Below are 22,150 nucleotides of genomic sequence, written 5' to 3' on the forward strand. Positions count from 1 at the left end.
ACATCCATGCGACCCCTACCTGTGGCGTGTGAACGTGAGTCTCGCTTGCACCTCCCTCGGCTCCGGCGGCCTGAGCCACGGACGTGTCGGGAGCGTCGGCAATCTGCCGTGGTTGAGAGCGAATTCGGGTAGGGAGACCCCGAACCCCGTCGCTATCGCGTCCAGCGCTCGGCTCTCGTCCGAGAGGTCTGCCGCGGGGCCGGCCGGGTCCGGGAACAGGTGATCCGGGGAGAGCTCGACGGGGATGTCGCCTGTCTGGTGGCGCTCCGCCTCGTGCACCGTGAAGGCGTACCGCTGCTGCCCGTCCTCGGCGAAGGCGAGGTGGAACAGGCCCGGCTCCCACCAGACCGTGAGGGCCCGGGTGCCGCGCGACAGGTCGGTGCCGGGGTGAGTCAGACGGGTACGGTCGAAGCCTGGCCAGCGGGCCGATTCGAAGGCGAAGCTCCAGCCGTCGAGGGCGCCGATCCGGGCGACGGGGCCGCGCCGATCCTGCTGCCGCGAGAACGGGAGATCCCAGAAGTCCCGCTCGCTCGCCACCGGCTCCAGCGGGCCCGTGCCGAACCGCTCCGCCAGCTCTTCGGGGCGTATGCCCTCGGCCAGAACGAACCGGTACGCGTCCCTGCGCAGCTCAACCCTGTCTTGCCGATGTGTCAGCCACGCGAGCCCGTCGCGCACCCTGTCCCCCTCGGTGGCGGCCGGCGCGGGCAGCACCCCCGCCTGACCCGCCCGGGGTGTCATCAGCAGTTGCCGCCCCCGCTCCGGAGTGATCAGCGGTCCCAGCAGAGGGTCCCCGAGCAGGCCGAACGGGGCCACGTGGTCCTCCCGATACGGCTCCCACTGCGGCACCCCCGCCGCGAGCACCCGCCACGCGCCATCCGTGTCACCCCAGCGCGCCAGCTCCCTGGCCTCCTCCACCGCGTGCCCGAACGGGCCGGGCGACGTGTACTCGTACGTGCACTGCCTGATCTGCTCCAGGACGACACCGGCCCGCTCCCGGTCCGACGCGTAGTCCTCCGTCACCGGGCCGAGCACGAAGGTGTCGTCTCTCCGGTCCTCGCGCAGGTGATCGCGCACCTTCAGGGGCAGCACCTCACCCGCGTACAGCGGATCGTCCATGCGCGGGTCGACCGGCACCCAGCCGTGCCCGTCGAGCAGCGCCCGAAGCTGTGACGCCAGCAGGGCGGCCCGCGGCCTGCCGAGCTCCCCTGCCTCGCCGAAGACAGTGAGCGCCTCCTCCAACTCGCCTCTCAGGCAGGCGAGTCGGGCCTGCTCCACCTTGGCGTCGAGCTCCAGCGTCACCACGTTCTCGAAACCTGCGTGGCCGCCGCTCAGGCGGTAGAACTCCTTGTACATGCCCTCCATGAACGCGCGGAACGAGTCGTACCGGTCCGGCAGTTCACCACTCCACCCGTGGTACACGTACACCGCCCACTCCCCGTCGCCACCCACATCGCCCGGGTCGAGCAGCACGTCCGTCATGTCCGAGTCGAGCGAGAGCTGCAGCGCCCGGCCCCACATTCCGGCCCTGAGCACTTCTTCCTCGGTCGGGTCCTGGTCCAGATACTCCTCGTACATCGCCTGCCGGCCGTACGGATCTCCGTACGGCGCAATGCGGTCGGCTCCGGCCAGCAGATGGACGAAGCCCCCGGCATGGCGCCAACCGTCCGTCGTCTCAAGGAAGGAGCGGAGGGACGGCGGCAGCGGCACTGCCATCCCCAGCCCCCGGACCCGCTCCTCCAGAGCCGCCATCGCCGCCGGATCGGCCGGGCCGAACCCCAGCCAGCGGCCCTGGACGATCTCCTCGTCCAGCTCCTCGAACTCCTCCGGCCCCTCCGCCGCCAGCCCTTCCAGCCATTCCTCGCTCCACCGCTTGAGCAGCGGCCCCCACTCGAAGATCTCCATACGCGCCATCGTGACACCCACCACTGACAGTCGATCATGACCGTTCCATGGCACGGGCTACGCCGCCGCTCGCGTCCCTGAACGCGCTCGCTGACGCCTGACCGTCTCGATGGAATACCCGCCGGTGTGTTCACCGTTCTCTCCCCCGACCAGCGTTGAAGACTGCATCTCGACATGCCCGACGTGATCGACATACACGAGGAGACGCTATGCCCCTTCCGCTCGACGAGCGCGAGGCGTTCCTGGCCGAACCCCACATCGGCGCCCTGGCCGTCGCCCGCGCGGAGGCCGGCCGTGCGCCACTGACGGTCCCCATCTGGTACTGGTACGAGCCCGGCGGCACCTTCTGGATCATGACCGGCCGGGATTCCGCAAAGGCGAAGGCCATCAGGGCCGCGGGCCGCATCTCGCTCATGACCGAACGTGTCGGACCCACGGTCCGCTACGTGACCGTGGAGGGTCCGGTGACATCCGAAGTCACCTCCACAGTCAAGGAATTGACCGATCTCGCGGCCCGCTACCTGCCCGCCGACAAGGTCGAGGAATACGTGAAGACGGCCACCGCCGAGCACGGCGCGCAGGTCACCTTCCACATCCGGCCCGAGCACTGGCTGTCGGCCGACCTCGGCTCCGTCTGACCCGACGAGCGTAGGCGCAGACATCGTCGATCCGGGCCCGCGCGGTTGCGGCCCGGCACGGGCGGGGCGCGTGTTCTCGTCGGAACCCGCGCCCCGCCGTGGGCGTCACTCCATGGTGACAAGCGGAACCGTCAGCCGAAGACGTCGTACGACCGCCGGTAGATCCCGTCCGTGTGCTCACGAATGTCGCGGTACACCTCGCCGAGGCGCCGGTACAGGTCGTGGTTGGCCCGGTCGGGTGTGAACTCCGCTCCAGTGCGGACCATCGCGTCGATCGCCTCGTCGAACGACTTGTACGCGCCGAGTCCGACCGCCGCGCAGATCGCGGAGCCGAGCCCCGCCGCGTTGTTGACCTCGGCACGGTGGGCCGGGACGCCGAAGACGTCGGCGTAGATCTGCATCATCAGGTCGGAGCCGGCGCCGCCGCCGGAGATGACCGTGTGCCGGTAGGTGGTGCCGAGTTCGGCAGCCATGTGCGTGCCGGTGGCGTGGATGGACAGGGCGAGCGCTTCGAGGATCGAGCGGTACATGTGGAAGCGGCCCTGGCGGCCGTCGAAGCCGAGGATCGTGCCCTTGCGGTACGGGGCGTCGGTGGGCGCCAGCCAGTCGAGCACCGTCATCAGGCCGTCGCAGCCCGGCGGGACCTTCGCGGCCTCGGCGTTCAGGTAGTCCTCGACGGACAGGCCCGCCTCCCGCGCGCCCACGACCGCTTCCTCGCCGAGCAGGTCGCGCAGCCAGCTGACCGTCCACATGCCGCGGCGCACGCCGAAGCTCTCGTAGAGGTAGGAGTGCGGCATGCAGGCGTAGTTGGTCCAGAAGTCGGAGGCGTCGGGCACGTTCCTGTCGCCGACGGTCATGCCGGCCACGTACGTGCCGAGGGAGACCAGAAGCGTGTCGCTGGAGCGCAGTCCGCAGCCCAGCGCCTCAACTGCCTTGTCATTGGCGGTCGCCACGACCGGCAGGCCCTCGGGAATACCGGTGTGGCGGGCCGCGGCGGCGGTCACCGTGCCGAGGACGTCGCCCGGCATCACCAGATCGAAGAGCATCTCGCGCGGGACACCGGACTTGGCGAGAGCCGTGTCGTCGGTCGTCCACTGCCAGGTGTCGGAGTCCAACGGCCAGGAGTCGCCCGCGTAGTTGGCGGCGGTGTCCTGGAGGACGCCGGTCATGCGGTGGCTGATGTAGCCGGAGGACGTGGTGACGTACCGCGCCTCGGGGAGGGTGTGTTCGTAAGGGCGCGAGACCCGCGCGTCCATCCAGCTCATGACCGGCTGGGCGAGTGTGCCGTCGGCCTTGAGGACGGCACGGCAGAAGCGGATGGTGCACAGGCCGACGCCGGCGATGTCGGCCACGTCGCCGGGGAAGGCGGCCATGGCCTGGCGGCTGGCCTCTCCGATCGACGTCCACAGGTCGTCGTCCGGGTGTTCCACGACGCCGGGGCGCGGGGTGGCGTACGGACGCAGGCTCTGCCGTCCCTCGCAGACGGCTCGGCCGTGTTCGTCGAAAACGGTCACCTTCGAGCTCTGGGAGCCGTTGTCGATGCCGATGAAGTAGCGAGTCATGGCCCACTCCGGGGTGCGAGGGAGGAGGGGGCCGCCGGGCAATGACGGCCCCCCGTACGACAGTTGGGGATCAGGCGTCGAGCGGGAAGATCGTTCCCTTGTTCATGATCCCGTTCGGGTCGAACGCCTCCTTGAGCTTGGCCAGCATGTGGTAAGCGCTGCCGTGCTCCTGCTTCGTCCACGCGGTGCGGTACTTGCCGACGCCGTGGTGGTGGACCATCGAGCCGCCGACGTGCAGCGCCTCCTCGACGATGATCGCGTTGAGCGGCACGTGGTACTTGCCGATCTCCTCCTCCGGCTCACAGTTGATCTTGTAGTCGTAGACGAAGTAGAGGTTCGTACCCGTCTGGTAGCTGTGCGAGGAGTGGGCGCCGAGCAGGGTGAGGTCGTCGGCGTGCGGGTACTCGGTGCGGATGCGGTTCATGACGGCGCCGTACAGCTCGGTGACCTTCGACCAGTCGCAGGAGACCTCGGTGGTGTAGCCGAGCTCGGCCTTGGCACGCATGACCTCCTTCTCCGCCTCGATCTTGTCCGGGCCCCAGTTGAGGTTGTCGAACCAGGCCTCGATGAGCTTCGGCTCGACCTTCTCGTGCGCGTGCCGACCGGCGACCCGCTCGATCTCCTCGCTGGTGGCGCGCACGATGCCCTTGGGGCCCTCGGCCACGAAGACGACGACGCACTTGCCCTTCGAGAAGTGCGAGAAGTGCTGGCCGGCGTCCTCGGGCGAGTAGACGCGTACGACGGACGGCTTGAAGCCGCCGACGACGACCTCGCGGATGATGGCGGTGCCCGTCGCCATGTCGTCGACGAGGAAGCCGTGGAACTCGTTGTTCTCCGGCTGGTACTTGAAGATCTTCACCGTGACCTCGGTGATGTAGCACAGGGCGCCCTCGTTGCCGATGACGATGTGCCGGATGTCCGGGCCGGTCGCGCGGCGCGGGACGTTCTTGATGCGGCTGACGGTGCCGTCGGGGAAGACCGCCTCCAGACCGACGACCATGTCCTCGATCGCGCCGTACAGCGTGGAGAACTGACCGATCGAGCGCGTCGAGACGAGCCCGCCCATCTGCGCGAGCGGCTTGGACTGCGGGGAGTGCCCGGTCGTGTAGCCCTTGGCGCGCAGCGTGTCCTCGAGCACCTGGAGCTGAACGCCGCACCCGGCGGTGACCTGCATGTTCTCTTCGTCGATCTTGATGATCTCGTCGAGGCCCGAGCCGTCGAGGACGATCGTGTCGGTGACGGCCGTCTCCAGGCCGCCCTCGGTGCCGGTGCGGCCGGTGCGGGCCACGATGTTGATGCGGTTCTCGTCGGCGAAGGCGAGCACCTTCGAAACGTCGTCCACACTGGTGGCGTTGACGATCGCGGCGGGCGGCGGGGCGTCGTAGATGCCGTGCACCGCCTGGTACTTCTTGAAGCGGTCGACGCTCGCCTCGCGCAACTGCTGCTCGTCGGTGACGACCGCGCCCGCGCCGACCAGGGAGGTGAGGCGGTCGACGATCTCTTCTCGGTTCAGCTTCGATGCGGACTGCACCATGTGGATCAACCTTCTTTGTACGTGTGGGGGTGAGGGAGAAGTGGGTGTCGGGTCGGGGTCAGCGGACGAGATAGCCGCCGTCGACGGTCAGGACATGGCCGTTGACGTAGTCGGCGGCGCGGCTGGCGAGGAAGACGGTGGCACCCATGAGGTCGGCGACATCGCCCCAGCGGCCGGCCGGGATGTGGTCGAGGACGCGCTGGTTGGTCTCCCGGTCGGCGCGCGTCGCCTCGGTGATCTTGGTGGCGAAGTAGCCCGGGGCGATCGCGTTGACCTGGATGTTGTGCTGGGCGAGCTCGTCGCAGTACGCCTTGGTGAAGCCGGCGATGCCGTGCTTGGTGGCGGCGTACGCGGGGGACATCTGGCCGCCCAGGAAGGAGAACAGGGAGGCGATGTTGATGATCTTCCCCGAGCGCTGCGGGATCATGAACTTCGTTGCCTCGTGGGCGAGTTCGAAGGGCGCGGTGAGGTTCACGGCCAGCATCGGGTCCCACGCGGCGCGGTCGAACTCCTCGACGGAGGCGAGATTGCAGATGCCCGCCGAGTTCACGAGGATGTCGACCGACCCGAGGGTGTCCACGCAAGTCTCGACGACCTGCCGGGGCACGCCGGCGCCGGTGATGTCGGCCTCGAGGAACTCCATGCGCCGGCCCTCGGCCTCGATCAGCTTGCGCGTCTCGCCGCCGTCGTCGGCGAGCGCCGGGACGAGGACGTTGGCGCCCGCCTTGGCGAGGGCGAGGGAGAACGCCTGACCGAGGCCGGTGTTGCCGCCGGTGACGATCGCGTTCTTCCCGTCGAGGGAGAAGAAGTCCCGGGAGAAGTCCGTGATGTCCATGTGATGCCTGCCGATCTTCTTACTCTTCGAGACTCTTTACGAATCTTCTGAAGCTTTGTATGGATACGTTCTACGCGCTCGGGGCGGTGACTCGAAGGACCCGGCGATCACACCCCTGCCGGCACGCGGTCGCTGACGGGGGCCGGGGGCCGGGCGGCGAGTTCGCGCCGGCGGGTGTGGGCGGTGAGTGTCGTCATCACCAGGCCGAGCAGTGCGGCCGCGAGCAGGAAGACGAACAGCGCGCTGTAGCCGCCACCCTGTTCGGGCACCTTCGGGCTCGCCGAGGAGTCGCCGATCCACCAGGCGCACAGGGACGGCAGGAACGCGTCCGGAAGGTACGCGATGCCGGAGGCGAGCCCGATGACGCCCCCGCGCTCCTGCTCAGGCACCTCCACCTCGCCGACCGTGGACCAGTAGACGCCGCGCGAGGCGAAGACCAGTGCGCACAGGACGAACATCATCACGAGCGCGAGCCAGGCGAGCGCGGTGGTGCGCGGCAGCACGAGGAAGAGGGCGGCGAGCACCGCGCTGCCGGCGAACATCCAGCGCAGGAACACCGCGGAGGAGCGCGTCACCTTGTCCACGACGACGCCGCCCGCGGGTCCGGCGACGAACTGGAAGACGTAGGACCGCACGACCCCGATGACCGCGATCATGGAGGCGGAGACGCCGTAGTTGTCCTGGAGCAGCGGCGAGAAGTAGCCGAGCGTCGTGTAGAAGCAGTACATGAGCATGGCGGTGCCGCCGATGAGCCAGGTGTACCGGTTGCGGGCCGCGGTGAGGAGCTGCTTGAGGGTGACCGTCGCCGAGTCGAGCCCGGCGAGCCGCGTCTTGTCCTCGCGGACGACGAACCACACGATCGCAGCGAAGACGAAGCTCAGCACGCCGTAGATCCGGATCAGCGTGAGGACGCCGTGCGCGGGCACGACGGAGGCGGAGACGACCGCCGTGCCGATGAAGCCGATGGCCGTCGAGACGATGCCGCGGGTGCCTTCGAGGAAGCCGAAGAGCCGGCCCTGCTCGCCGGAGTCGCCGAGTATGCTGATCGACTTCACCAGCGCGGACCAGTACAGGCCCATGCCGACGACGGCCATCAGGATGTGCGCCGCCACGATTCCCCAGAAGCCGGGAACGGTGGCGAGATAAATGTCGGCGATTCCCATTCCGACGAGCGAAATCACGATGAGGAGTTTCGGCGAGAACTTGTCGGAGAACCAGCCGCCGAAGAAATACATGACGATGGCCACGGCACCGAAAGCCGAGATGATGTTCCCGTACTGCTGCGAGCTGAGATTCAGCGCCGCATAGGTAGGTTCGAGGTACACGAACCTGATGTAGGCGACCTGGAAAATGATTCCACCGGTCATGGAGAGCGCGAAGAAGCTCAGCCACTTCTGGGCCTTGTTCATCCGGATCACCGCAGCCACCTCGTCGTGGACAGGAAATGGGCACAAAAAAAGAACAGCAAACTCCGATGTTCGGAGGTTACTGTTCTCTGGTCTCTAGTAACTGTCCCGGCGCGGGGCCAGAACCTTTATTTGATTGTCGCGCCCGTGGCCATGACATGAACTCCGGGTGCGTTCGCCATGCTAGGCAGGGCCGATCAGCAGTGTCAATAGAGTCAGGCGTCACATTCCCTTACACGGCCGGACGCCTACATGGCCCACACGTCACGATTCGACGAGGCTATGGCCGCGGCTCCTGCCTTCAGCGCGGCGAACACATCCTCACGGTCGCACACGAGCCCGCCCGCTATGAGAGGCACCTCGATGTCCTGCACGGCCCAGGAGATGACCCGCGGCATACAGCCCGGCAGGATCTCCACACAGTCGGCCTTGGACTGGCGAACCTGCGGCGCGAGATTGCGGTACGACTTCGAGTCGATGAGGAAGAAGCGGTGGACGGCGAACAGGCCGACCTCGCGGGCGGCGCGCACCATGTGCGCCTTGGAGCTGAGCACCCCGTCGGCGGAGGTGTGCTCCTTCACGTACTGCACCACGATGTCCTTGCCGCTGAACCCTTCGAGCAGGTCCACATTGACCAGGACGACCTTGCCGCTGTCCTTGAGCTGCTGCACGATCGTCGGGAGGTTCAGCAGGGACCCGTAGAGCAGGAAGACGACCTTGCAGTCGGAGTCCATGACGGCGCGCAGCCCGTCGTCGTCGATGACACTGGCGACGACCGGGTGGTCCTCAAGGAGGACCGGAAGTGACACGTCCACGAATGACCTCCCATGGGATCGGCGGCCAATCTCCGCCGATCAGCGCCGTAGCGCAGGGTAACTTCCATCCGCCGGGAGCCGCCACCTGCCCCTGATCCGCCCGGTGGGCAGCGGCGCCCGGACGCCGCTGCCGTCAGGTCGAGTCAGGTCACGCCGGTGCCGTGGCCGCCCCGCCAAGATGCCGGACGAAGAAGTGCACCGCGCTGTCGGCCTCGAACCTGGGCAGTTCCTTGTGCCGGCCCGCGTTGGCGTGCAGCGTCTTGTCCTGCGAGGCGAAGGCGTCGAACAGCGCGAGTCCGGACTCGCGGGGGATGTGCTCGTCGTCCCACTGGAGCGCGAACTCGATCGGAACGGTGATCTGCTTCGCCGCCCCGGCCAGGGTCTCGGGCCAGAAGAGACCGAAGACCGCGGCGGTGATCCTGGGTTCGATCGCCGTCAGCGGCACCCCGATCGCGGTGCCCATGTTCAGGCCGAAGTAGCCGACCGGCCCGTCGGTGCCGATCTCCGGGAGTTCCTGGAGGGCGTCCAGGGTCGCCTGCCACTCCGGCACGGCGCGCTCCGCCAGGTGGGCGTTGTAGCGCTGGACGATCGGGCCGACCGGTTCGCCCGCCGCCATCGCCTGCTGCATCACGGCGATCTCGCGCTCGTCGTGTGCCGTACGGGGGCGGCCGCCGTGCCCGGGTGCGTCGATGGTGGCGACGTGGAAGCCGCCGTCCGCCACGAGCCGCTGGGCCCGGCCGGCCATGGCCGGTGACTTCCTGTGGTTGCCGCCGCCGTGGCCCATCAGCACGAGCGGCGCGCGGTCGGAGCCGGGGGCCGGCGACCAGAGCGCGCCGGTGACCTCACCCACGGTGAAGTCGCGCTCCACGACACCGTTCGACGATGTCTGCGCGGTGAATTGAACAGAGTTCATAGGTGTTGCCCTTCGGGAGTGCCTTGTGGAGGAGGCGCTCCCGGCGAGACCTACGTCAACCGCCCGACCGTGGCGAAGAGGGGAGCACCCACACAGATACAGCGTTCATGGGTCTCACCTCCTCGCACGACGTCACGGCCTGGGCGGGACGCTACCAACGGGCCGCCGTCCGGCCCAACCTGTTTTCCGCCGTCCGCTCAGGCGTTGGGGTCGAACGGTATGCCGGCCGGCTTGGCCTTCTCGAGGTGGTAGTTGAAGTTTCCGTCCTTGAGGCCGAAGACGGCGCTGCCGAAGTCGGCCTGGCTGAGCTTCTCCCGCAGGCCCGCGGGGTAGCCGTTCCAGCCGACGAGGGTCGGGAACTGCCAGGTGTGGCGGTGGTTCTCCGGCGGCTCGTCGTTGGCGGTCGCGGGGCGGAAGCAGTGCGTGCCAAGGCCGTCCTTGTGGTAGACGGCCTTGGGGTGGGTGCCGTCCCAGCGGATCTGGTCACGGCCGTAGACATTGAAGTTGCCGTGCGCCGAGGTGGAGACGTACTTGGCCTCGTTGTCCTGCACCCACACCACGACGTGCTCCCAGTCGTTGCGGTGCCCGCCGAGACCGCTGCCCGCGACGGCCTGGTCCTTCTCGAAGTACAGGCCGTACATGATGGCGCACCAGCCGTTGTTGCACTTGGAGCGGGAGTATCCGTTGGTGCTGTCGAGGTCCCAGGAGTCGTGGCACTGGCCGTTGACGGCCCCGGACGGGTTGAGGCCGGGGTTGATGGTGCCGTCGGGGCCGATGGCGGGCGTCGGGTAGCAGCCGTCACCGTCGTAGTCGTAGGCCGGCTGGAACGTCTGCTCCAGGCCGTCCGCGTTGGCGGGCAGCGCCGGGGGCGGGTCCGCGAGCGCGATGCCCGGGAAAACGATGACCAGCGCGACGGCGCTGCCGAGGGTGAGTGCCGCTCTGCTGATCCGCGAGCTCTTCTTCACTGCGTCCTCCTGATGAACCGTGGGGGGTGTGGGGCACACGCGAACGAATCTGACATGCCCTCGTCATCATCCGCGCCTCAGTTGCCCAGCGAACCCCAGCTGTGTGGCGCAGTGATGAAGAGTCCGTGCCGTCGTCAACAGGCGGTCAGGTCGCTGACGTTGACCGAGTCGGCCATCGCCTGCATGCCCTTGTCATTGGGGTGCAGGTGGTCGCCGCCGTCGAAGAACGGGAGGATTCGCTCGTGGTCGTAGGGGCTGCGCAGGGTGCGGTCGAAGTCGGTCACCGCGTCGAACTCGCCGCTGTCCCTGATGAATTCGTTGACCTGAAGGCGTACGGACTCGGCCGCGGGGTCCCACTCGGACCAGCCCTTGAACGGCGCGATGGTGGCGCCGACGACGCACTTCCCTGCCGCATGGGCCCGTTCGGCGATCGTGCGATAGCCGTCGATCATGTCCTGGGCCGTGACGCCCGTGTGGGCCTTGATGTCGTTGACGCCCTCGAAGAGGAACACGGTACGCACTCCGGGGTGCGAGAGCACATCGCGCTCAAGTCGGTTCAACGCGCTCTGCCCGGCGCCGTCCGCGAGCACCTTGTTCCCCGAAATACCTTCGTTGGCAACCCCCTTGACCGACAGGTCGTCCGCCGACTGCAACCGGCGGGACAGGTAGTCGGGCCAGCGCCGGTCGAGGTCGGTGGTCGACTGCCAGCCGTCGGTGATGGAGTCGCCGAGCGTCACGACGGCCCCCGTCTCCGCGCCGGTCCGCACGGTGACGGAGTCGAGGTAGAACCAGGAGCCGATCTGCTCGGTCCAGTTGTCCGCGCCTTCCTCGGAGGCGTGGTCGCCGGTGGCCGCGTACGACGTCTGCATGGCCATGGAGTGGCCCGTCGCCGTACCCGCCGCTTGCGCGGTGTGCAGGCTCACGACCAACGTGGTCGCGGCGGGCAGCCGCCCGGGCAACGGGTCGCTGTACGTGGTGTCGCCCGCGGGCACGGTGACGGAGCGCGCCCCGCCGAAGGTCAGATGTCGGTTGCTGCCGGGGACCAGTTCCGCGCCTTCGCGCTGAAGGCCGGCGTAGGCGCTGTCGAAGGTCACCGGTTGGTCGCCGAAGGCGTTGGAGAGCCGGATGCGCAGGCCGTCCCCGCCGACGCTGGTGTGCACGATCAGGCGGTAGCTGTGATCGGGCACTGCGTCACCCATGCGGTCGGCGCTCGCGCCCCAGGTGATCACGTCGTGGCGGGCGGCCGCCGGGCCGGCATGGGCGACTTCGGGTGCCCATGCGGCGGCGATCAGTAGCGTGACCGTGATGGCGGCGAGGCGACGCCACAGGTCGAACAGCCCACTGGGCATGACCGATTGCCCCCTCTCGGCCCTCACCGGCCGAACTCCCTCAGGACCGTGGCCTCGCCCGGATTCAGGCTCATCTTCCGTGACATCCCGCCGTACGGCACCGACGTCGTCCCTCTGCTCGCAAGCGCGCCCAGACGGCCGTTGCCGACGGGCAGGGCGGGGGACCCGGTGGGGCGCTGCGGGGCGCAAGAGGCGGTGGAGGCGGCCAGGCCGGCGAGTGCGGTGACGGCTCCGGCCGCCGCGGCGAGGGAGAGCAGGCCGCGTCTGCCGGGGAGTCTGTCCGGTGGATCGGTCGGGAGGGTGGCGTCCATCGTGCGGCTCCAAGGGGAAGGGCGGACAGGTCAGGACGACTTGGGTACGTCGATACGGTCGATGTCCGGTGCGTAGCCGGAGCCGCTGTCGAAGGTGATCGTGTTGCTGCCGGCCTTGAGGGTGACGGGCACGCTGACGGTCTCGACGCTCCCCCAGTCCCCGGTGGACGGGAACTTGTGACGTGTGGCGCCGTTGCCGTTCGCGGAGACGTCGGCCGAGCGGGCGTCACCGCTGATGTACGCGACCTTGACCATGTATGTGCCGGCCTTGTCCACGTCGATGTCGTTGAAGCGGAGCTTGCCGCCGCCGTAGAGGTTGCCGACCTTGTGGTCGCCGGAGCAGGCGCCGCAGTCCCCCACGGAGGCGTTGCCGCTGAGGGTGTTGGCCGGGGCCTCGGCCTCGTGACCCTTCCAGGTCACGGCGGCGCCGTTCGGGGTGACCGTGAACAGGCGCGAGCCGTGCGCGGGCAGGGCCCGCGTCACCTTGTTCTTGTACGTACCGAGGTTCTTGTGGTTCCACAGGTCCCGGACGTCGGCCCTGCCGGTGAAGCCGAGGGACGTCCAGTCGGCGGTGACGGAGGCCGGGGCGTCGGAGAGGTTGAAGAGGGCGACCGTGTAGCTGCCGTTCGCGTTCTTCGCGGCCCACACCTGTTGAGGGTCCGAGGGCGTGACCGGCCGGGCAGGAGGCGTACTCCCCTGGTTCAGGGCGATGACCTCGCGGTTGGTCAGCAGGGAGATGCCGTAGCCGTCCAGCTTGGTCAGGTCGTCACCGGTGTAGAGCGGGGACTTGGCGATGGCCCACAGGGTCGCGTAGCTCTGTCGCTCCGCCTTGGTCAGCCCGTCCATCTCTCCGTTGCCGACGTCGAGCGAGTCGAGGTCGTTCCAGCCGCCGGGACCACCGTGCCGCGTCCAGCCCGGAGCGTCGTCCCAGCGGTCGTCGACGGAGTTCTCCCAGCTGACCAGCGTGTTGCAGTAGCACTCGACGTCCGTGTCGATGCGCCAGCCGTTGGAGTACTTCTTCCAGTCGGCGGCGTGCCCGATGTCGAGGGACCAGGAGATCTCCAGGTGGACCGGGCGTCCGGCGGCGGCGATGGCCTTGTTCCAGGCGGCCACGTCGGCGACGTTGTCGTACTGGTCGCCGCTCTTGCCGGAGCCGGGGCCGACGCCGTCGAGCTTGAGGAAGTCGTAGCCCCAGTCCGCGACGAGCTGCGCCTGGGAGTCGACGTACTTCTGCGCGCACGGCTTCGAGAAGTCCAGTTTGTAGGCGCTGTCCCAGCCGTTGGTGGTGCGCAGGTCGCTGTAGACGATGTCGGCGGTGGTGCAGTCGCCGGTGTTCGCGATGGGGGTCTTGCCCTCGCCGTACGCCTCCTTCTCCAGGCCGGCCGGGAGGTAGATGCCCGCCTTGAGGCCCTTGGCGTGGATGTGGTCGGCGACGGACTTCATTCCGTGCGGGAAGCGGTCCGGGTCCGCCTTCTGGCGCGCGTTCTCGTCGAACTCGGGCTTCCAGGTCTTGTCGCGCCACCAGCCGGCGTCGATGTTGATGTACTCGTAGCCGTACTTCTTGAGCTTCGACGCCATGGCGTCGGTCTGCTTGAGGACGTTCGCCTCGGTGAGGTAGCTGTAGTCGCCGTCCGGGTTGAGGCCCGGGTACTTCGACGACTGCATGCTCCAGCTCGACCAGCCCATGTACGGCTTGGCCGCCGGCTCAGTGGGAGTGGTGGTGTCGGCCTGGGCCGCCGGGACGGTCGTCACGAGGCCTGCTGAGAAGGCGAGGACGACCAGGGCTCTGAGGGGGGTGCGGCGGCCGGAGCGGGCTGCTCCGGGCATGACGGAGTACGAGGATGACCGCATGGGTCGGACCTCCAAGGACGGTGTGAGCGGGGGTGGTTGGGGCCGTGCTGCGGGCAGTTGTCGGTCTTCGGTGCGCGTCGAAACTTCGGGGCGTCGCCGGCTGTCAGTGCCTGTCCGGTCTTCAGCACGCGTCTGAACGTCAGTGCGTGTCCGCTGTGATGAAGGACTGGATCGCGGTAGCCGCGGCACCGCGCGCCCACTCCTCGAAGGGCAGGGGGTGGGTTCGCAGGTCGCAGCGGGCGGCGGAGCCGAAGGCCGCCACGGTGAACGCCTCGCGGATCTGCTCGGCGAAGAGGTCGTACGCCGCCAGGCCCTCGCCGGAGATGATCACGCGCTCGGGGCCCAGGAGGTTGGCCACCGTGGCGATGCCGCGTCCGATCGCCTCACCCGCTCGCGCGTACACCTCCCGCGCTCCGGGGTCACCGCCGTGGGCCAGCTCCAGGGCCTCGGCAGCGTCGGCCACGTGCACACCCGTCACCTCCCGGACCTGGCTGACGATGGCGGAGTCCGCGGCGATCGCCTCGACGCAGCCACGGTTTCCGCAGTGGCAGAGGGGTCCGGCCGGGTCGATCGCCACGTGCCCGATCTCGCCGGCCACTCCGTTCGCCCCCGCCACCACCTGGCCGTGCACCACGAGGCCGCAGCCGATACCGGCTCCGACGGTCACCACCGCGAAGTCGGACAGGCCCACGCCGGCTCCGAACCACTGCTCGGCGACGGTCAGCGCCCGGACGTCGTTGTCCACGGTGACTGGCAACCCTGTTGTCATCCCGGCCAGTTCGGCGAGGCCGACGTCGCGCCACTCCAGGAAGGGCGAGTAGCGCACCGCGCCGGCCGCCCGGTCGACGTCACCGGAGACCGCGATGCCCAGGCCCTGCACCTGCACGCCGAAGCCGTCCGCCTCGGTCAGCAGCTCCTGCACGAGTCCCGCGATCGAGGCGAGGACCGACTTGGGGTCACGGGAGGTGAGCGAGACATGCCGGGCGATCCTGATGCGGCAGCACAAGTCGGCGAGTACGGCGATGAGTTCGTCGCCCGTCACCTTGACCCCGATGAACAGCGCCCGTCCGCCGTCGACCCGCACCGGGTTGGCGGGCCGCCCGAGAGACGGCTGCCGCGCGTCCTCGTCGACGTCCTCCAGGAGATAGCCGGACTCGATCAGCGGCCGCACCGCCTTCGTCACCGCCGCCGCCGAGAGACGGGTCCGCCCGGCGATCTCCGACCGGGTGAGCGGGCCGTGGGACAGCACGGTGGTGAAGATCTGGGAAGCGGCCGGCGTGTGGGCCGGGAACGCCTCGGTGAGGGAAGTCGAGCGCATGGCCGGGAACCTAGGCCCCTTATTTTCCGCTGTCAATGAAAGAAACAGGAATCGCCTGTGCACTCTCTTTGAGGCAGCGGAAACCTCCAAATGCCAGATACGCAAGGGGGATTGATACATGATCCAAGGATTCGGTCGGGTTCCCGCCTCGTTGGCGACCACGGCATCGACTCCCTCAAGTGGGACATGAACCGTGCGTTCAGCGAGGCGGGCCGGCCCCGCCGGCAGGACGGCACCGACCGCCTGGGACCCGCGTACGTACGCAACCTCCAGGGCGTGATCGACCGCCCCCGCGCGGACCATCCCACGCTCCGGATCGAGTCGAGCAGCCGTGGTGACGGACTTGCCGAACCAGCTGACAGGGCGCACGGTGCCACTGCGGTTCCGCTTCCACGTCGCCATGGCCGGAGCGCCGGGCACCGGCGGCGATCTCACGCGATGGCCGGAGGGCGAACCGCGGGAGACGGCCGCGTTGGTGGCCGACTACAACAACGTGCGCCATCTCGGGCAGCACGGCAGGCTGGACCGCCTGTCGCCTCCCTCCGACGACACACCCTCGGTGGTGCAGTACTCCGCGTCGGGACGCCACGGAGACCCTGCTGCTCGCGTGGCTGCGCGCCTCCCGTCACTGAAGCCCTCAACTGCCCGTCCACCCAAGGGTATTGATCCACAAAACTCGCTACCACGACGCACGCACCGCCTCCGTGCACCATGCCGCCGTACGCACCGCGTACGGAATGCACCTCGACCTGCCGCCCGGCGACTGGTCCAGCGCGGCCGTGCGCTGATCCGCGAGACGGAGGCCCGAGCCCCCGCACGAGTCCGGTCTCGGCTGGGCGTATCAGCAGGGCGTCGCATTGGCATGGACCTGCCCATGATCCTTCGATAGGCTCCCCAGCGGGCATTTCCTGGGAGCGCTCCCAGGCTTTGCTGTTCCACCCCCACGATGCTGGAACAACGAAGGGCCAACCCCATGAGACGCACGAAATCCCTGCGCATCACCCTGTCCGCATTACTGGTCGCCGGAGTGTCCGCCGGGTTCGTACCGGCCTCCGCCGGTGCCACCACCCCCGCGGACGAGAAGGCACCGGCCTCCGGGCCCATGCTCGCCGCCATGCAGCGCGACTTCGGCCTCACCAAGAGCCAGGCCGAGGCTCGGCTGAGCGCGGAGAAGAAGGCCACGTCCGTCGAAGGAAAGGCACGGCGAGCGGCCGGATCGTCCTACGGCGGCGCCTGGTTCACACCGGAGAGCGGCCGCCTGACCGTGGCCGTCACCGACCGGAACAAGGCCGCGGCCGTACGGTCGACGGGCGCCGAGGCCAAGCTGGTGAAGTACAGCGCCAAACAGCTCGACGCGGCCAAGGAACGCATCGACGCCCTCAAGGCACCCAAGGGCGTGGCAAGTTGGCACGTCGATCCGGCGTCCAACCGGATCGTGATCGAGACCCTGGCCGGACGGCAGGGCGACAACGATGTCAAGCGCTTCCTCGCGCAGGCCCGCGAGGCCGGCCCTGTCACCGTCGAGAAGACGGCCCACGCACCCCGCACCCTCGCCGCCGGCACGGTCGGAGGCGACCCCTACTACACGGGCAACGTCCGCTGCTCGATCGGCTTCTCGGTGAACGGCGGATTCGTCACGGCCGGCCACTGCAGCGGCGCCGGCGCCGCAGTGAACGGCTGGGACGGTTCGTACATCGGCAACTTCCAGGGGTCGTCGTTCCCGGACAACGACTACGCCTGGGTCAACGTGGGCAGCGGCTGGTGGACCGTCCCCGTGGTCCTCGGCTGGGGCACTGTCCCGGACCAGCTGGTGCGCGGCTCGGCCGAGGCCCCGATCGGCGCGTCCATCTGCCGCTCGGGCTCCACCTCGCACTGGCACTGCGGCAATGTGCTGGCCAAGAACGAGACCGTGAACTACAGCCAGGGCGCGGTGCACGAGATGACCAAGACGAACGTGTGCGCCGAACCGGGCGACTCGGGCGGCTCGTTCATCAGCGGCGACCAGGCCCAGGGTGTCACCTCGGGCGGCTGGGGCGACTGCTCCGGCGGCGGTGAGACCTGGTACCAGCCGATCAACGAGATCCTCAACCGGTACGGCCTGACGCTGACCACGGCCTGACCGCCGCACCGAGGGGCCGGGCTCGGTACGGCGTCGGAAGCACCACCCCGCCGTACCGAGTCCCCCGCATTTCTGCCCCAACGTGCCTTCACCGCACGCGAGATGGCCCCCACGCCCCTCACTGACAGCTCTGCGCGACGGCTTGGCCAGTGACATAATCGCAAGGTCCTTCACGGCCTGACCCAGGGTGCGCGCAGCGGTCCCGGTGAGTCGGTCAGCGATCTAGTACACGCTGGAGTCACGCATGACGGCACAGTCCTCCGGAAGCCGCATCGACACGAGCAGGGCCCACCCGGCGCGTGTCTACGACTGGCTGCTGGGCGGCAAGGACAACTATCCGGTCGATCAGGAAGTGGCGGAGAAACTGCCTCCGGAGTCCCGCCTCAGTGCCCGGCGCAACCGCGCGTTCATGCACCGTGCGGCGGCCTGGCTGGCGGGCAACGGCATCGACCAGTTCCTCGACGTCGGCACGGGCATCCCGACGAAGCCGAACCTGCACCAGATCGTGCAGGGCATCCTGCCGTCGGCGCGGGTCGCGTACACCGACAACGACCCCATCGTGCTGCGGCACGCGGAGGCGCTGCTGGTCAGCACGCCTGAGGGGGCGACCGACTACATCGAGGCAGACGTCCGTCAGCCCAAGGTCATCCTCGACCACGCCCGTACGTTCCTGGACTTCACCCGGCCCGTCGCGCTGTCGATGCTCGCCCTGATGCACTTCATCACCGATGAGGAGGACCCGTACGCCCTCGCGCGAACCCTCATCGAGGCTCTGCCCTCGGGCAGTTACTTCGTGTTCTCCCACGGCACCACCGATGAGCACCCGCACCTCGCGAAGACGGTGAAGAACACGTACCGGCAGGGCGAGATCCCGTTGCGGATGCGTACGCGGGCCGAGGTCGAGCCGTTCTTCGAGGGTCTTGAGTTGGTGGATCCGGGTCTCGTGACGGCGACCCAGTGGTACAAGGACTCGCCCGCGCCCGCGCCCGAGGCGGAGCCGAGCGGCTTCTACGTCGGGGTCGCTCGCCTGCCCTAAAGACCCGACTTCCGCGCATACTCCGCGAGTCCGTCGGCGGTGTCGCCCGCCCACCCCACGTAGCCGTCGGGCCGCACCAGGTACACGCCCGCGCCGTACGCCTCGTACGCCGGGATCCGGACGGTGGGGACGCCGAGCTCAGGGAGTTCGGTGTCCGTGCCCACCGTGAGCAGCGTCCAGTGCGGGCCGCGGAAGGTGTCGAAGAGGCGGACGCCGTCCACCGTTCCGTCCGGCGCCCGGTCTCCCGAGCGGACCGGCCCCGCGGTCGTGCGGGTGTCCACCGCGAGGGACGATTCCCGGTAGCCCAGGCCCAGTTGACGGGTCGCCTCGCCGCGGCGGATCTCCCCGCGGTGCACGCCCGTCGAAATACCGAGCATGTGCGCGGCGACCGGACGACGCTCCTCCTCATACGTCTCGACGAGGGACTCCGGGGCGCCGTCGCGCAGCACCGCGCCCAGCTTCCACCCCAGGTTGTACGCGTCCTGGACGCTGGTGTTCAGCCCCTGGCCGCCGGCCGGCGAGTGGACGTGCGCGGCGTCCCCGGCCAGGAGGACGCGCCCGGCGCGGAAGCGGTCGGCCAGCGCGGCCCGCGGTCGGAAGTCCGAGGCCCAGCGCACTTCGGTCACATCCTCGGGCGTGAGATGGGAACGCGCGGCGACGACCTTGCGGATGCCGTCGAGGGAGACGTCGGGCACGGTTCCCTCGGGGAACTGCGCGGTCACCTGGAAGTCCTCGATGCCGGCGAGCGGGCAGATCGCGAGGAAGCCGTCGCTCCCCTCGCGGGGCGGGAAGACGTGCCAGTTGTCGCGGTCGAGGCCGGTGATGCGCACATCCGCCACGAGCATCGGGTGCGGGTCGACGGTCTCGCCGGTCATGCCGATGCCCAGCGCGCGGCGCACGGTCGAGCGGCCACCGTCGGCGGCGACGGCGTACCGCGCGCGGACCGGGTCTCCGGCGGCGAAGTGCGCGGTCACCGTGTCCGCGTCCTGTTCCACCGCCACCAGCTCGCGGCCGAACTCCACCCGGCCGCCGAGCTGCATGAGCCGCTCGAACAGGATCTGCTGCGTGCGCCACTGCGGCACCATCCACGGGTCGGCATACGGGGAGTCGTCGCTCGCCTCCGCCGGGTCGAACATCCTGTGCTCGCCGACCCGCGTGCCGTCCTGCCAGATCACGCCGACGGGGTAGGGGCCACCGGCTGCGTGGATCGCGTCCAGCACGCCGAGATCGTGGAAGACCTCCCTCGTGCGCGGCTGGATCCCCTTGCCGCGCGACCCGGGGAAGAGCGCGTCGGCGCGCTCGACGACGAGGGCGTCGACCCCGCGCCGGGCGAGGTCGACAGCGAGGGCGAGGCCGGTCGGACCGGCGCCGACGATGAGGACCTCGGTGTGCGTGATGGTGTCTGTACGGGTGCCCACGACAAGCTCCTTAACGTCGTTAAGTTCCATGCTTCGCAGCATGCGCTTAACGGCGTTAAACTGTCAAGTGTGGCTACCCAGAGATCCCCCAAGCTGGACAAGACGCAGGTCGTCGACACCGCGCTGCGCCTGCTCAACGACGTCGGCCTCGACGGCCTCACGCTCCGCGCCATCGCCAAGGAGCTGAACGTCCAGGCGCCCGCGCTCTACTGGCACTTCAAGAACAAGCAGGAGCTGCTGGACGAGATGGCGACGGAGATGTACCGCCGCATGACGGCCGACGACCCGCTCACACCCGACGCCACCTGGCGGGAGCGCCTGCTGACGTCGAACCGCGGACTGCGTACCGCGCTCCTGAGCCACCGCGACGGCGCCAAGGTCTTCAGCGGCTCGCGCTTCACCGGCACGCTGCACGCGGTCGAGATGGAGCGGACGCTGCGCCTGTTCACCGGCGCCGGATTCACGCTCACCCAGGCGGTGCGGGCCACCACGACCGCGTACATGTACACCCTCGGTTTCGTCACCGAGGAGCAGGGCGTCCAGCCCCTGCCGGGCGAGCGCCGCGAGGGGTACGACATCGACGAACGCGCCCGCCGGATGGCCGACTTCCCCCTGTCGGCCGCGGCGGGCGCGGAGATCTTCGAGGACTACGAGCAGCACTTCGAGGACGGTCTCGCCCTGGTGATCGCGGGGATCGAAGCGCGCTACGGGATGGCCTGAGCCATTCCCGCGGTGGTGGCGAAGGGTTCGCGGCCGCGGGAGGCAGGGGTGGTTGGGGGCCTCCGGTCGAGGGCCGGCCGTCACTCGACCGGAGGCTGTACAGGAGGACCGGCGTCTACAGCCCCACGTCGCGGCTGCGGATGTCGTCCAGGGACTCGCGACGGACCAGCAGGCGGGCGCGTCCGCCGTCCACGGCGACCACCGGCGGGCGGCCGACCAGGTTGTAGCCGGACGCCATGGACAGGTGGTAGGCGCCGGCCACGGGCACCGCGAGCAGGTCTCCCGGGTGTACGTCGGCGGGGAGTTCGACGTCGGTGGCCAGGACGTCTCCGGCCTCGCAGTGGCGGCCCACCACGGTCATCGCCGTCCGGTCCGCGGTGCTGTGACGGCCGATCAGACGGGGTGCGTAGCGCACGCCGTACAGCGCCGGCCGAGGGTTGTCGCTCATGCCGCCGTCCACGGCCACGAAGGTGTGTGCACCGGTGCGCTTGACGGCGAGTACCCGATAGAGGGCGACACCGGCCGGTCCGGCGATGGCACGCCCCGGCTCGATGATCAGGCGGGGCACGGTGAGTCCGGCCGCCGCGCACGCCCCGACGAGCTCCGCCCGGACCTTGCGGGCCAGGGTGGTGACGTCCAGGGCCTGTTCACCCGGCCGGTACGCGATTCCGTGTCCGCCGCCCAGGTCGAGTTCGGGCAGGACGAGGCCGTGCTGCTCGTGCAGCCGGGCCATCAGCCCCACCATGCGCCGCACGGCTGCCAGATACGGCTTGACGGTGGTTATCTGCGAGCCCAAATGGCAGTGCAGGCCGGTGAGTTCGAGCTGCGGCTGGTCCAGTATGCGGGCGATGGCGTGCTGGGCGTAGCCGTCGGAGATCGACAGGCCGAACTTCTGGTCGTCGGTTCCGGTGCGGATCTTCTCGTGGCCACCGGCGCTGATCGCGGGCACGACGCGGACCATGACCTTCTGATGTCCGTCGGGCCCTACCGCGGCGGCCAGCCGGGCGATCTCGGAGGGGCTGTCGATCACGATGCGCCCGACGCCCAGGCGCAGCGCGAACTCCAGGTCGTGCGGGGACTTGGCGTTGCCGTGCAGCATTATCCTCTCGGGCGGGAACCCGGTGGTGACCGCGAGTTCCAGCTCACCGGCCGAACAGACGTCGAGCCCAAGACCCTCGTCGTCCACCCAGTGGGCCATGGCCCGGCACAGGAACGCCTTGGCCGCGTAGAGGACTTCGGCGTCGGGGAATGCGTGCCGGTAGGTGCGACAGCGCTCGCGTACCTCGCCCTCGTCGAGTACGTAGGCGGGGGTGCCGAAGCGGTCGGCGACGCCGGCGAGCGGTACGCCGCCCACGGCCAGGTCGCCCGGGTGGGGCTCGGTGGTGGAGGCGGGCCACACCGACAACTCGTCGGCGGTGGCGGTGGTGACTGCGGGTTCGTGAACAGTGGTCATCGTGT

The 22,150-nt window shown here is 69.1% G+C and carries 19 protein-coding genes and 1 pseudogene; 6 read left to right on the forward strand and 14 right to left on the reverse strand.

Annotated elements, in window-relative coordinates; translation table 11 throughout:
* Positions 1-15 precede the first annotated feature (15 nt).
* A complete protein-coding gene (locus OG698_RS06100) occupies positions 16-1,902 on the reverse strand; it encodes an SMI1/KNR4 family protein (protein ID WP_406101905.1) in 1,887 nt (628 codons plus the stop codon).
* A 209-nt stretch (positions 1,903-2,111) separates the two neighbouring features.
* On the opposite strand from OG698_RS06100, the gene OG698_RS06105 reads away from it, so the two are divergent.
* Positions 2,112-2,540 carry a pyridoxamine 5'-phosphate oxidase family protein gene (locus tag OG698_RS06105; protein WP_329566463.1) on the forward strand — a complete coding sequence of 143 codons (429 nt, stop codon included), beginning with the start codon at positions 2,112-2,114 and terminating at the stop codon, positions 2,538-2,540.
* A 131-nt stretch (positions 2,541-2,671) separates the two neighbouring features.
* Here OG698_RS06105 and OG698_RS06110 read toward each other — a convergent pair whose 3' ends face one another.
* The 11 genes and pseudogenes from OG698_RS06110 to OG698_RS06160 all read right to left on the reverse strand — a co-directional run bounded on the left by OG698_RS06110 (position 2,672) and on the right by OG698_RS06160 (position 15,399).
* Positions 2,672-4,102, reverse strand: a complete 1,431-nt coding sequence (locus OG698_RS06110; RefSeq protein ID WP_406101908.1) for an FGGY-family carbohydrate kinase — start codon at positions 4,100-4,102, stop codon at positions 2,672-2,674.
* Between the two features lie 70 nt (positions 4,103-4,172).
* Entirely contained in the window at positions 4,173-5,636 is a 1,464-nt protein-coding gene (locus OG698_RS06115; RefSeq protein ID WP_406101910.1) for an FAD-binding oxidoreductase, read from the reverse strand.
* Positions 5,637-5,694: 58 nt separating this feature from the next.
* Positions 5,695-6,471 carry an SDR family NAD(P)-dependent oxidoreductase gene (locus OG698_RS06120; protein WP_406101911.1) on the reverse strand — a complete coding sequence of 259 codons (777 nt, stop codon included), beginning with the start codon at positions 6,469-6,471 and terminating at the stop codon, positions 5,695-5,697.
* A 107-nt stretch (positions 6,472-6,578) separates the two neighbouring features.
* Entirely contained in the window at positions 6,579-7,880 is a 1,302-nt protein-coding gene (locus OG698_RS06125; RefSeq protein WP_406101913.1) for a nitrate/nitrite transporter, read from the reverse strand.
* 245 nt (positions 7,881-8,125) lie between these two features.
* A complete protein-coding gene (locus OG698_RS06130; protein ID WP_406101914.1) occupies positions 8,126-8,692 on the reverse strand; it encodes a glycerol-3-phosphate responsive antiterminator in 567 nt (188 codons plus the stop codon).
* Between the two features lie 148 nt (positions 8,693-8,840).
* A complete protein-coding gene (locus OG698_RS06135) occupies positions 8,841-9,605 on the reverse strand; it encodes an alpha/beta hydrolase (protein WP_406101915.1) in 765 nt (254 codons plus the stop codon).
* Positions 9,606-9,802: 197 nt separating this feature from the next.
* Positions 9,803-10,570 carry an NPP1 family protein gene (locus tag OG698_RS06140; protein ID WP_406101916.1) on the reverse strand — a complete coding sequence of 256 codons (768 nt, stop codon included), beginning with the start codon at positions 10,568-10,570 and terminating at the stop codon, positions 9,803-9,805.
* A gap of 134 nt (positions 10,571-10,704) precedes the next feature.
* Complete coding sequence (locus tag OG698_RS06145; protein ID WP_406101917.1) at positions 10,705-11,919, reverse strand: SGNH/GDSL hydrolase family protein; 1,215 nt, start codon at positions 11,917-11,919, stop codon at positions 10,705-10,707.
* A 116-nt stretch (positions 11,920-12,035) separates the two neighbouring features.
* Positions 12,036-12,230, reverse strand: a pseudogene (locus tag OG698_RS06150) (hypothetical protein); the annotation flags it as partial.
* Between the two features lie 30 nt (positions 12,231-12,260).
* Positions 12,261-14,081, reverse strand: a complete 1,821-nt coding sequence (locus OG698_RS06155; RefSeq protein ID WP_406101918.1) for an alpha-galactosidase D — start codon at positions 14,079-14,081, stop codon at positions 12,261-12,263.
* A 139-nt stretch (positions 14,082-14,220) separates the two neighbouring features.
* On the reverse strand, positions 14,221-15,399 hold the full coding sequence (locus OG698_RS06160; RefSeq protein WP_406101919.1) for an ROK family protein: 1,179 nt from the start codon (positions 15,397-15,399) through the stop codon (positions 14,221-14,223).
* A 186-nt stretch (positions 15,400-15,585) separates the two neighbouring features.
* On the opposite strand from OG698_RS06160, the gene OG698_RS06165 reads away from it, so the two are divergent.
* The 4 genes from OG698_RS06165 (at position 15,586) to OG698_RS06180 (ending at position 18,554) form a co-directional block, all read left to right on the forward strand.
* Positions 15,586-16,065: a hypothetical protein gene (locus tag OG698_RS06165; protein WP_406101921.1), complete on the forward strand. Its 480-nt coding sequence runs from the start codon at positions 15,586-15,588 to the stop codon at positions 16,063-16,065.
* The gene (locus tag OG698_RS06170; protein ID WP_406101923.1) at positions 16,062-16,187 is read left to right on the forward strand and encodes a hypothetical protein; all 126 of its coding nucleotides are present in this window, start codon (positions 16,062-16,064) and stop codon (positions 16,185-16,187) included. Before OG698_RS06165 ends, OG698_RS06170 begins: the two co-directional genes overlap by 4 nt.
* A 185-nt stretch (positions 16,188-16,372) precedes the next feature.
* Positions 16,373-17,518 carry a S1 family peptidase gene (locus OG698_RS06175; protein WP_406101924.1) on the forward strand — a complete coding sequence of 382 codons (1,146 nt, stop codon included), beginning with the start codon at positions 16,373-16,375 and terminating at the stop codon, positions 17,516-17,518.
* A 244-nt stretch (positions 17,519-17,762) separates the two neighbouring features.
* Positions 17,763-18,554 carry an SAM-dependent methyltransferase gene (locus OG698_RS06180; RefSeq protein ID WP_406101926.1) on the forward strand — a complete coding sequence of 264 codons (792 nt, stop codon included), beginning with the start codon at positions 17,763-17,765 and terminating at the stop codon, positions 18,552-18,554.
* Here OG698_RS06180 and OG698_RS06185 read toward each other — a convergent pair.
* A complete protein-coding gene (locus OG698_RS06185; RefSeq protein ID WP_406101927.1) occupies positions 18,551-20,002 on the reverse strand; it encodes an FAD-dependent oxidoreductase in 1,452 nt (483 codons plus the stop codon). The two genes, OG698_RS06180 and OG698_RS06185, sit on opposite strands and share 4 nt — an antisense overlap.
* 39 nt (positions 20,003-20,041) lie before the next feature.
* On the opposite strand from OG698_RS06185, the gene OG698_RS06190 reads away from it, so the two are divergent.
* Entirely contained in the window at positions 20,042-20,692 is a 651-nt protein-coding gene (locus tag OG698_RS06190) for a TetR/AcrR family transcriptional regulator (protein WP_399971355.1), read from the forward strand.
* Between the two features lie 115 nt (positions 20,693-20,807).
* On the opposite strand, the gene lysA is transcribed toward OG698_RS06190, so the two are convergent.
* Positions 20,808-22,145, reverse strand: a complete 1,338-nt coding sequence (gene lysA, locus OG698_RS06195) for a diaminopimelate decarboxylase (RefSeq protein ID WP_406101929.1) — start codon at positions 22,143-22,145, stop codon at positions 20,808-20,810.
* Between the last annotated feature and the right edge of the window lie 5 nt (positions 22,146-22,150).

The sequence above is a fragment of the Streptomyces sp. NBC_01003 genome, from assembly GCF_045162695.1.
In the GTDB taxonomy this organism is placed as follows: Bacteria; Actinomycetota; Actinomycetes; order Streptomycetales; family Streptomycetaceae; genus Streptomyces.